Annotated in this window: 6 protein-coding genes; 2 read left to right on the forward strand and 4 right to left on the reverse strand. The window is 60.9% G+C overall.

What is annotated here, in order from left to right; genetic code table 11:
* Nucleotides 1–1,004: 1,004 nt before the first annotated feature.
* The gene (locus ONB52_11525; protein MDZ7416768.1) at nucleotides 1,005–2,510 is read right to left on the reverse strand and encodes an N-acetylmuramoyl-L-alanine amidase; all 1,506 of its coding nucleotides are present in this window, start codon (nucleotides 2,508–2,510) and stop codon (nucleotides 1,005–1,007) included.
* 917 nt (nucleotides 2,511–3,427) lie between these two features.
* Between ONB52_11525 and ONB52_11530 the strand changes: the two genes are divergently transcribed.
* Nucleotides 3,428–4,153, forward strand: coding sequence for a peptidylprolyl isomerase (locus tag ONB52_11530; protein MDZ7416769.1), 726 nt, complete (start codon nucleotides 3,428–3,430; stop codon nucleotides 4,151–4,153).
* Between the two features lie 221 nt (nucleotides 4,154–4,374).
* Here ONB52_11530 and ONB52_11535 read toward each other — a convergent pair whose 3' ends face one another.
* Nucleotides 4,375–5,559: a hypothetical protein gene (locus tag ONB52_11535; GenBank protein ID MDZ7416770.1), complete on the reverse strand. Its 1,185-nt coding sequence runs from the start codon at nucleotides 5,557–5,559 to the stop codon at nucleotides 4,375–4,377.
* Between the two features lie 1,097 nt (nucleotides 5,560–6,656).
* Between ONB52_11535 and fabF the strand changes: the two genes are divergently transcribed.
* Entirely contained in the window at nucleotides 6,657–7,913 is a 1,257-nt protein-coding gene (fabF, locus tag ONB52_11540; protein MDZ7416771.1) for a beta-ketoacyl-ACP synthase II, read from the forward strand.
* Nucleotides 7,914–8,419: 506 nt separating this feature from the next.
* Here the strand turns inward: fabF and ONB52_11545 are convergent.
* Nucleotides 8,420–10,882 (reverse strand): SUMF1/EgtB/PvdO family nonheme iron enzyme, encoded by a 2,463-nt coding sequence (locus tag ONB52_11545; protein ID MDZ7416772.1) that lies wholly within the window; start codon nucleotides 10,880–10,882, stop codon nucleotides 8,420–8,422.
* Entirely contained in the window at nucleotides 10,879–11,865 is a 987-nt protein-coding gene (locus tag ONB52_11550; GenBank protein MDZ7416773.1) for a hypothetical protein, read from the reverse strand. Before ONB52_11550 ends, ONB52_11545 begins: the two co-directional genes overlap by 4 nt.
* Between the last annotated feature and the right edge of the window lie 164 nt (nucleotides 11,866–12,029).

A 12,029-nucleotide genomic window follows, 5' to 3' on the forward strand; every position in this document is an offset into this window, starting at 1 on the left:
TCGCACAGACATCCTGTCTGCCGGCAGGCTGGCAGCCGGTGACCGGCATTTTCTTGGGAGCACCCATAATTTTGGAGAACGAGCAATAAGTCAGGCTTCCGGTTTCCTGCCCAGTGCTGGAATGATCCGCTCAGTCCCATCAACAAAGCACCGGCCGGGTGCTCTTGACTCGGATCAAATTTGCGCTTCCAAAGTTTGCAAGCATCCGGGCGGTTTTGCAGATCACCAAACTCTTGCCGCAAATGGGGAGGAGATCCAACAATCAGTGCCAATCAGCTTCTCTCTGTGTTCAAACAATTTGCTTTTGGCGTGAATGCCGTGTTACGATTCACCGCAGCGCGAAATCATTCTTATTCCCGTGCACGTCAGCAGAGGTGCCAGCGTTGGCTTGTTGCGCAAGATAATCCGCGAGGCCGGAGTTTCCGTGGAAGAATGGCAGGAGCTCTAGGGCGCGACGTTCCTGTGCGTGTGTGCTTGCCGGTGTGCGCGGTTGCTTTTTGCCCAAATTACGACAGTCAACCCCGGCCGGGCTCTAGTGGTCTGTTACCTTGAAATGTATAGCCCTCCCCTGTCATCCTGGAAGGATCTTGTGAAAACTTGAGCACGGCACCAAGTAACTCACAAGATTCCTTCTGAATGACATTGCGAGAGAGGACTCCTACAAATGAGAGTAACAGTGCACTAGCCTGCTTCCGCGCCCCGTGAGGCTTCATGCCACGGCCGGGCCGTTCCAGATTTCGCAGGTGAATTGCTGCCGAAAAGCCGGCTTGCGCGGCACCATCCCGGCACGCCCCTCAGCCGCGCGCACGACATAGATTCAACCCTTCCCTTCCAATCGAAACGCATCATCCAAACGCTGCCGGTGCAGAGGAGATGGGAATGATAGACTCGCGTTCCGGCCATTTCGCAGGAGGATCACAGCAATTTGACCAATCACGGAAAGCCCAGTCAGTGCCACTCCCCGGGGGAGTGGCAATTTGTGGCTTCCCCTGCCGGCCGCCATTTCACTTCACCAGCAAAATCTTCGTCTGTCGTGTTTGCGTCGCGGTGTGCAAGCGCACCAGGTAAACGCCCGCCGGCTGCAGCCGGCCTTCATCATCGCGCCCATTCCAACGCCAGAGATTCTGTCCCGCCGGCAGCAGGTGATCATGCAGCAGCCGCACACGCCGGCCCAGCAGATTGTAGACGGCAAGCGTGGCAACCTCTGCATTTGGCAGGAAAATGCGGATCATCATTGCCGCGGCGCCACCCGCCGGCGCATACGGATTGGGATGGCATTGCAGGAGCTGATAGGAAGCAGGCGCCGGGGATTCCGCCACGCTGGTGGCAAACTGGCCGATGATGTACGCCACCGAATCGCGAATCGCAGCCTTGCGCGCGAACAGAATGTCGCCCGGACAGGCGGTGGCGCCCACTTCCCGGTGGCCGTAGATGTGATCGCGCACCGCGCCGTAGGCCGCATACAGGCTCGCGCCCTTGGGATCGATGCCGCGCTCATCGCATTTCCACGCCAGCAGGGAATGGAGGGCATGCATCAGTTCGGGCGTGGGTTGATGATTGTAGGGCGGATGGAAATATCCCAGTGCGGAAACCCCCATGCTGCCGGCATTGTAGCCATCATGCGCACCGCGCACGTCGGTGGCATCGTTGTCATCTTCGCGCGCCTGAAAGATGTGGCCGTGTTTGCAGATGGTGTAGTTGTAGCCAATGTCGATCCAGCCGTTGGTATCCATATGATAGGCCTGAATCGCGCGCACACGGGCGGCACAGTCTGTGTAACTGCCGACCGTGAAGTCGGAAACACCGGCGGTGTGATGAAAGCCCAGGTGTTTGGCGGTGGTGTATTGATAGGCCATGCTCGGCGGCCGCGCGCCCCATTCCGCACGCTTGTAGATGCGCGGCTTGGGCACGCTGCCGGGTTTGGCGGGTGATACAGCGCCTTCCTCCGGCTGCCCGCGGTCGGGTATGGTGGGACCTTCCATTGAATTGATGAGCTGCAGACACATGCGTTCGACCTGTGGCGTGTTGCCGGAAAGCGTCAGCCGGTATTGCACCCAGCGGCTGCGCGGATCAACAAAAACCAGCGCGCCGGGCTGGTCGCCCGCAAAGGGATTGGGCCGGCCATCCTCGGTGACAGCCGCGATCACTTCTTCCTCCGCAGGCACCGGCAACCAGTCACCCCAGTGCTCGCCGTCGGCACTCACGCGCACCGCCACCTGCAGCGCCGCACCGGCGGGGATTGCTGCCAGCCAGTGCGGGCCAATGGCATTGAATGGGAACGGGCTTGCGATCGGGGGCGAAACATAAGTGGCGTGCCGGGCATCGGGAGAAAGCATGAGCACAAGCCTGGTGAGTTGCAGGCCGGGCTGCTGCCCGCCGGCACGAAAGTCCCCGGCCGTATGAATGATTTGCAGGGAACGTGTTTCCGCGGCCCGCATGGGGGCGCTGCTCATTCCCAACAGGCAAAACACAGCGAGCCACCACCACAGAAACCGGTCAAGCTTGGACATGTCGCTCTCCATCATCCGGTTGGAAGATTTGCACGCTAAAATCGGCGACAATATCACGATTTTGACAGGCAAAGGCAAGGGTTGAATGGCGTGAGCGGCAATGTCTGCCTGGTGGAGTGAATCAAGTGGTAGTGCCTTCAGGCTCCGACCCTGAAAGGTCTGCTACAAAAGTGGTAAATTCCACCAGCCACTCCTGAGCTTGCATTTTGAGGGCGCAGCTATAAACCGTTCGCGCCGCTGGAACGGTTTATTGGCGCTGCGTTGAGATAAGAGGAGGGAAGACCCCGACAGTTCCGCTCGGGAGGTTCTGTTCATAGCAAGGCAGAGATTCAACCCTCGATGTCAAGACCAACTCCAAAAATCCCCCCACGAAAGAAAATAGAAATCCCACGGAAAAAGCCGTTTCGTGGCAGCCCATTTTCGTGGGAGAGAAGCTGTGAGGCCCTGGGCAAACGGGCGAATTTTGCAGCCAGCGTGTCTTCCTCATTCGAAAAAAGTCTGGCTTGACTTCGAGCGGAATGACTGAAGTTGTTTTGTGAGCACGGCCTTTCTTCCAGAGAATAGCAAGCCAGCATGCCAAATTCACGTTCAAACATCGCTGTGCCGGATGCCGGCGGCATGTTTTTCTGCCGCCGTGCCCGCCGGACAATCCCGCGCCGGTCAAAACTAAAGCTTGCAGGGCAAACAACAGATGCGTACTTTGCATTTTGTCGGTGCAGCCCAATATGCTTGTGAAGGCTGCGGTTCGACCGGTCTCCGGCCACGACGGGCCGGAATGCGAAGTTCCCCACCCAAAAATGGAGTTGGCAATGATCAGTCGCATGATACTGGTGTTGGCGATGGTCTCGACGGTTGGCTGTCAGGAAACAATCAAGTACGACAAACCCCTGGAGGACGAAATGGACCCCGTGGTCGTGATGAAAACCACCGCCGGTGATATCTACCTCGAACTTTTCGAAAAGGAGGCACCCAAGACCGTCGCCAATTTTATCGGGCTGGCGGAGGGCACCAAGGAATTCAAGGATCCCCAGACCGGCCAGATGGTCAAACGCCCGTTCTACGACGGCCTGAAATTTCACCGCGTCATCAAAAATTTCATGATGCAGGGCGGCTGCCCGCTCGGCACCGGCAGCGGCGATCCGGGCTACCGCTTCGAAGATGAGATCGACGCCGTTGGGCTCGGTCTCGACAAGATCAAACTCACGGAGGCGCAATTTTCCCTGCAAAACGAGGTGCAACGCTACCAAATGCAGCTTGCGCAGAAGTTGGGTATCCGCTCGCAGGCTGATCTCGATGCCAAGCGCGAGCAGGTCGAGGCGGAGATGACCCGGCTGAGTCAGATGTCGCTCATGGAGTTGTATCAGGCCGCGGGCTATCAGTATGACAGCACCAAAAGTTCCCACAAGGCGGTGCGCGGTTCGCTGGCCATGGCCAATGCCGGTCCCAACACCAATGGATCGCAATTTTTCATCAATCAGGTGGACACTCCCTGGCTGAACGGCAAGCACACGGTGTTTGGCCAGGTGGTAAAGGGGATGGAGGTGGTGGACAAAATCTGCAACGCGCCGGTGAATGAACAATCGCAGCCGCAGCCCGAGATCAAGATTTTGTCAGTGCGGGTGCACCGGCAGGGTGGGAATTAATTGCCGGTGACTTTGCCCTGCATGAGTGCTTCGGCTGATATTGCAACGGTGTGGCTGCTGCAGGCGTGACGGCGACGCCACCGGCCGGTGCAGCGGGCGGGGCCGGCGGGGAACACTGCGGCGGGAATGAAAATCCCCCGGCACTGCCCCAGGGCGGGCCATGCCGGGGGATTTGTTTTGCAACCGCTGTGATCCGCGATCCGCCGTGCACAGATCTGTGGTCAGCGTGGCGGGACGGCGCCGTCGTCGCCGTTCTGGCCTTCCTGTTGCTGGCGGCGGGCTTCACCTTCGAGAATGCGGCGCAACCGTTCCAGTTCCCGCTCGGCCTTGCGGCGTTCTTCTTTGATGCGCTCCAATTCCGCCTCGGCGGATTCCGTCTCACGCTGCTCCTTGATGATCTGCTCGAACAGCTCGCGCCGGCTTTCCGCCTTGCGCATGAGCAGGTCGCGTTCGCTCATGGAATAGAGGGAAGTGGGCAGCAGGGTGATGCGCATCCCCAGGCTGACACGCCAGGCGGAGTAGCGCGGCAGGGTAAACAGCCTGGCTTCGTTGGGCGCGGGTGCGGCGCCGCCGGACACCCGCAAATCCGAGCTGGCATCGAGCGTCATCCAGCGATAGGGTTTGTAGGAGACGCCGGGTGTGAGATACATGACCGCGCGGCGGCTGAAGGCGGTGGTGGGAGGCGCGGTGATGAAGGCACTGCCCAACAGCTCGAAACGGAAATTGAACTTTTCCGAAGGCAGAATCATGGCCGCGCCGTAGAGGAATTCCTGCGTCATCTTTTCGACCACGACCTTCGGCGCTTCGCTGGAGGGGATTTGCCCGACATCGTTGTGATTCCAGTAGCCGAGATTGAAGTGGGCGCTGAAGCCATCTTCGGGATAAAGCGGATCGCGGGCAAAGGACACCAGGGCGGTGGCGCCAAAGCTCACCTTGCCGGCGGAATAGGGCTCAAAGGGCAGGTTGTGTATCTTGGCGGTGGGCAGGCGCGTGCCCAGTTCCAGACCGTAGCTCATGGCAGCGCCGCGCTGGCCCAGAGAAGCGATCTTCAAGCGCAGAAAGATGTCATCGGGGATGTTGAAGGCCTTGCCGCGGCGGTTGGTGTCCTGATAGATCATCGGCACCACGGACAGTTCGAAATGACGGCTGATGCCGTAATTCAAAGCCGCTCCCCCCTGCACGTTCCAATAGGCCACGGCAGTGGTATCGGCGGTGGGATTGGAAGGCGGCACATTGACCACCTTGCCGTAAAACCGCGTGTGGGTGTAGAGGGTCAGATAGCCCGGCTCCAGGTTCCAGGCGGAACGCACGAAGGTGGGGCCGCGCCCGCCGTGAAACGGCATCTGCGCCTGCGTTTCCTGCACGCCGGCGAGTAACGCCAGCAGGCTGCAGAGCGCGATGCGCATCGCCAACCATCCCCGGGGCGAAGCGTCAGTGCTGCGCCCTGAGAAGGAAAGCCGAGATGTAAGCTGAATCATGATGGAAACCTCCAGAAAAATTTGTGTCACGGCAGCATGACGGATCTAAACTGATTTCGGGCAAATCGCCGGCGGGCATCACCGCGGTCGCCGCTGCGAAGCTGGTGTAATCATATCCGTGTGCACAGGCGCGCATAAACTCGCTGGGGGGCTCGCCGTGTCTGTTAGTCGTGGAGATTGGTGGCGTGCGGTCGGAATCAAACCCGTCCGGATGGGGCTCAATCGGGGTTGCCTTTTCGGCTTTCATCCCACGGGAGGAGGTGAGCAACTACCCTGAAAAGTGCAAATCCCTGTTGCCCATTGCGGCCCGCCCGCTCGCCTGCCCGGCCCGCGCGCGTTTTGCCGCACACACAGGTTGGTGCAGACGGAGCTGCGGCTCGTCATGACGTCCAGTCACCACGGACAACGCACTGTCCCTTCGGCCACTGCTGTCGCCCCTGGGGCTGCGCGAGCAGCCCGCCCCTGTTGGCGGAGGCATTCTGGGTGTCCGCCGATTTCTCTCCTTGCCGAAGGCTCACGCCCTTTCATTGTCGCCAGGAGATACCAACAATTTCGTGCCTTCGCAGAAAGTTTTTGGCCCTGGTTCGTTGTATGTTTCTGACAATCGCAGTCGCGGCCCCCGCCTCTGTTCGCCGGCTTCCGTCCGGCTGCACCCTTGCCCCCGACAGGCGTTCCCGCCTGCTGACAATGCTATCGTGGTTATCGTACCCGCCTGCTGTCAAAAGTGCGTAAGTGGCCGGGGGAAAATTGGCCTTGTTTTTCCTGCGGATTGGCCGGCTTTCGGCACGCGCTCATGCGGGCTGCCGGCGCCGGACATTGTGTCTTTGCCCACCAACCGCGACAAGCTGCGGCGCTGCGCTCCCGTCCAAGCAGCGCACCAGAATCTGTGTTGACGTTTAGGGGATAAAAGCTTATTTTCCGCCACTGTCCGGCAGCGGCAGGCCGGTGCATTCGAGCACGGAGCTAGTTCAACGCAGGAGGCATATGCGATTTGTTACGCAGCGGAGATCCACATGCATTCTTCCTTGCAGCGCAGGCGTGTTTTCATCACGGGCATGGGTCTGGTCACACCCCTGGGACTTACCATTGAAGAGAACTGGTCGGCCCTGCTGGCGGGGCAATCCGGGATCGGCCCGATCACCCATTTCGATGCCTCCCACCTGAGTACCCGCATCGCCGGAGAAGTGAAAAACTTTCATCCGGAAGAATACATGGATGTCAAAGAAGTCCGGCATTATGATCGCTATGTGCATCTTGCGGTGGCAGCCGCCGACAAGGCGCTGGCGGATGCCGGACTGACGGCAGAGAGCCTGCCTCACGAGCGCACCGGCCTGCTGATCGGTTCCGGCATGGGCGGCATGGAAACCTTTGTGAACAACACCCGCGCGCTGATCGAGAAGGGGCCGCGCCGCGTCTCACCCTATTTCGTGCCGGCGGTGATCGCCAACATGGCCTCCGGTTTTCTCACCATTCGGTACGGTATTCAAGGTCCGAATTTTTCCATTGTCTCGGCCTGTGCCACCGGCGCGCACACCATCGCGGAGGGGCTGGAGATGATTCGCAAAGGCATCGCCGAGGTGATGTTGGTGGGCGGGGCGGAGGCCGCAGTGATCGAGCTGGGCGTGGCGGGTTTCGTCGCCGCCAAAGCGCTCTCCAAGCACAACGACCCGCCGCAGGAAGCCAGCCGGCCGTTCGATATGGCGCGTGATGGCTTTGTGATGGGCGAGGGGGCGGGGGTGTTGGTGCTCGAAAGCGAGGAGCATGCCCGGGCGCGCCACGCGCGGGTGTGGGCGGAACTGCTGGGCGCGGGCTCCTCCTCCGATGCGTATCATCCCACAGCGCCGCGCACCGACGGCACCGGCGCCGCCAGAGCAATCCGCTTTGCCCTGGCCGATGCCGGCCTGGAGAAGGAACAGATCGGCTACATCAATGCCCATGCGACCTCAACGCCGCTGGGCGATCGCGCGGAAGCCGCGGCCATCCGTCACTTCTTCGGTGCGCACACCCGAAACGTCGCCGTCAGTTCGACCAAGTCGATGACCGGCCATTTACTCGGTGCCGCGGGCGCGGTGGAAGCGGCCTACACAGCGCTGGCGTTGCATTATCAAATGCTGCCGCCGACGATCAATCTGCGCGACATCGATCCCGAATGTGATCTCGATCATGTCGCCAATCAGCCGCGGCCGGCCAGGGTGCAGTATGCGATCTCCAATGCCTTCGGGTTTGGCGGCACCAATGCCACGCTGGTGCTGGGGCGATATGAGGGCGAAAATGCTCGCTAATGTGCCGTTACCTTGATTCGGTTGGCTGCTCCCCCGGCGTAACAATCCAATGCCTGGTGTGAAAGCCTCCGGCACTGCGGCGCAATTGTGCTGCCTGAATTCTGCATCCCGGCGTGCTGTTCGCTGGAATAAATGACGGGCTCACAAAACTCCGCCAGTTATTCCGTTCGAAATCAAGCAAGACTTTTTTCGAATGTGATGCGGCCCTGACTGCGAAATTCGCCCGTTTGCCCAAGGCCTCACAGCTTCTCTCCCACGAAATGGCTTTTTCCGTGGGATTTCTGTTTTCGTGGGCGGATGGTTTGGGTTTGATCCTGACCCTGAGGTTTGAATCACTGTCTGGCATGGGACTCTTGCTGAATGTCACCCGCCGTCACATATGTCACTCAAGGTGACAGGACACTGGTGCAGGTTTATCGCGGTACGCCAGACGGCGCAGGGGGATGCGCTGGGGAAGGGGGGAGGGCGTTGCGGGCGCAACACTGGTTGCCTAGGGGTGAAGCGCCTCACGGCGGCCAGCTCGCAGCCACCCGAAAGCCGAGGTTGTTGCTGCGAAACGAGGGCGCGATGCCACGGCGATAGGAAATTTGCAGCCGCGCCGGGGTGTCGCTCCACGACCCGCCGCGGATCACGCGCTCATTACCCAGAGGCACTGGCACGCCATTTTGTGCCGGGCCGTTGGCAGTGGCAAACCAGCCGCTGCACCATTCCCACACGTTGCCGGTCATGTCGTAAATCCCCAGGGCGTTCGCGCCAAATTTCCCCACCGGCGCAGTGAAGGCGTGGCGGTCATCATAATTGCGCCAGATGACCGGCCAGTCGGGAAAAACCTTTTTCAGGGCTTCATCGGCGACGTTGCCGCCGCGTGTGAGTTGTGGCGGCCCGTTTCCCCAACTGTATTTCGTATCCATCCCGCCGCTGCGCGCTGCAAACTCCCACTCCGCTTCCGTCGGGAGACGGTATTTCTCCGGGCGGTTTTGTGACAGCCAGTTGCAGTATTCCACCGCATCCTCCCACGAAACGCCCACCACGGGATGATCGGGATCGTGCAACGCCGGTCCGAGCTGTTTGTAGAAGCCGTCGCTGCCGGTGAGGTAGTGATATTTGCTGCCGGCATCCATCCATTCCGGAAAATGTTTGCCGGTTGCCTCGACGAACGCGAGATACTCGCGGTTGGTCACTTCATATTTGCCAATAATGAAATCACCGAGCGCTGCGGTTTGCGGGGTGCCAGCCGTGCCCGCGCGGCGCCACGCACCGGGTTGCACCAATACCATGCCCTCCGGAATGCGGACAGTGGTCCGTTCCTCTGCGGGCGTTTCGGATGTGCGAAAAGCCTGCCGGCTGACAAGCAGATTCCGCGGCGGGCCATTGCGCGGACGTGGCAGGATGTTGTTGCTGGATGCTGCCCCGTTTGCCACTTCCTTCTCCGGCGGCCGTGTTGCCGGCGGTGACACGGGTGGCGCCGAATTCTGATTTTCCACGGCAGCAGCCACTTGCCTGCCGGCCGGCTTGCTCGCAGCGGCAACCTCGGTGGAGCCGGCCGGTGCGGCGGCCACACTCTGTGCAGGTGGAGCGGGTGCGGACATACGCCCGGGAGAGCCTGCGGGTGCAGTGTTTTTGTTTCCGGCTTCGACAAAATGATTGGCCCGCGCCAGCAACCGGCGCATGGCCTCGCTGAGAAAGTTTTGCGTGGCCGGCTCGCGCAAAATCGCCCAACTCAACAACGAAGCAGCCACGAGGAAAACCGCCGTAATGAACAGGCTCTGACGCAATAACGTTGACTGCGCCGCACGCGGCAGCCGGCTGGCGCGGCGGCCGGCAGCGGGCTTGCTCGTTCCGTTCCCGCCGGCAGATTTTCTCCCGGGTGCGGGGGTGGCCGCCAGGGGGGAATTATCCGCATGGGGTGACGCGACGTCAACGCCGGTCGGGATGGGACTGGCTGCGGTGGCAGCCCCGGCCACCAGCGCTGCCCGTCGTTCCGCCTTGCGATTCAGGCGAAAGACCTGCTGGCCGAGCGCGCCCTGCCGCAGCCGTTGCAGCCGACGTCCGACTTCGGCGGCGCTCGCCGGCCGGTCAGCCGGATTTTTGGCGAGCAGTTGCTGCACCAAATCCGCCATGCCCACGGGGAAGCCCGTCAGTATTTCGTCCAGCCGCGGCGGGATCTTGTTGACGATGGCGTTGATCAACTCGCTCTCGTTGAGCGCATCGAAGGGGAGCTGGCCGGTGAGCGATTCATAAAAGATCACGCCCAGGCTGTAGAGATCGGTGCGGTGATCCACCGGCTGCCCGAGATACTGCTCGGGCGAGGAATACACCGGTGAGCCGATGCGCGCCTGATAGCGCGTCAAGCGCGCGTTGGATTCGAGAATCTTGGCGACGCCGAAATCCACCACCTTCACCATCTCGTTGCCGTGCTCGTCTTTCACCAGCATGATGTTGTCGGGCTTGAGGTCGCGGTGAATGACGTTGTTGGCGAGCATGCAGGAGAGCGCGGCGCAAATCTGGGTGCCGAGCTCGAGCACCCGATCGAGCGGCAGCGGGCCGTGCCGGCTCAGGCGCTGCCCGAGTGACATGCCTTCGAGAAACTCCATCACGAAGTACACCAGGCCGTCGGCGGTTTCGCCGAAATCATACACGCTCACCACATTGGGATGCTTGATGCGTGCCGCCACCTGCGCCTCCTGGTAGAAGCGCTGGCGGATTTCTGCGTTGCTGAGAAAATCCGGCCGGATGAATTTGATTGCGACGAAATCTTCGATGAACATGCGGCGCGCGCGAAACACGCTGCCCATGCCGCCCTCGCCCAGCCGGGCGTGCAGTTGATAGCGCCGGTCGATCACCATGCCGATTTGCGGCCGGGGATGGGCCTGCAGGCTGCCGGAGGCCCTGACCCCGGCGCACACATGCGGCAGACCGGCATCGTAGGGCGACTGACATTTGGTGCACGTTTTGATGGTGGTCTTCATCGCCTTCCGATCGCGAAGCTTGGCCCGATTTGAAATGTCACATAATGAATCGCCGGACCTTCATCCAGGAATGCGTGATACTGCAGCCGGGATTGCAGCCAGAAGCGCTCGCCCAGCAGCAGATGCTGGGTGAGATGCGCGGCCGCCCCCCAGCGCCGGTCGCTCAGCATGGCGGAACCGCCGGCGCCGCTGATTGTGATCTGCGGCAGAAACCAGCCCAGCCCCACGCCCAGCGTCCAGCGCGGGTGCAGCCGATAATCGCAGCCAGCACCGATTTTGATCAGCGCGGCCTCCGCCTTCAACCCGAGATTCAAAAGCTGCCGCGCGATCGGCCCTTTCAGCCGCAACGGCGACCAGACATAATTCAAGTTCAAATCCCAATGCCGCGACAGCGGCAGCAGGAAGAGGCCCTCGAAGGCTGCGCTGCGCGCAAACGCCGCCGTCATGTCGATGGTTTGCACCGGCTGGTCGTTGGCATCGACGACCTCCAGGTTGAAACGCAGACCATAGCAAGCGGAGCTGCGCGTCAGGTTCTGGCTCAGGCCGCTCATCAGGCTGAAGCGCAGCGGCGGCCCCTCCCGGGCCGCCCTCTCCCTGTCCACGCGCTTTGCCGCCGTGTTGCGCGCCGGCGGCAAAGTATTGTCGCGCGCGCTTTTCAGCTTTTCCAGCATCGGGTCATACTCGCTCTTGCGTTGCTCGAGCACATCACCCTTTTGGATCGTGGTGTTGTCAGCCTTCACCAAAACTTTGAGCGTGGCCTGACGCGGACTCACTTTGGTGACCTCCACCCGCCCGACCCAGTAGCGCAACTCCCCCACCTGCCGCTTGACCTCGAACACGTCGCCCACCTGAACACCGTTTTCCGCACCGCGATCGATGAGTCCGAAATTATCCTCCCAGCGCACGATGCGAATGGGCGTCTGGGCAGCAGTGAGGCCCAGGCTGGCAGCCAGCAGAACTGTCAACAGTCGAAAGCTTCTCATGCGCGATCTTGATTGAATTAAGCTCGTCACCGTCCGCTGGCAAACCATCATGTTGTTGCAAAAGCCACTGGTCTGGATGAGATTGCACACAGCCCGATGAGGGCAAAGCCACACAACAAGCCGGCGGTCCGCCCACCATGCGGCTGCGAGCCGGCCGTCACGAG

This window comes from candidate division KSB1 bacterium, from assembly GCA_034506255.1.
Taxonomy (GTDB): domain Bacteria; phylum Zhuqueibacterota; class Zhuqueibacteria; order Zhuqueibacterales; family Zhuqueibacteraceae; genus Coneutiohabitans; species Coneutiohabitans thermophilus.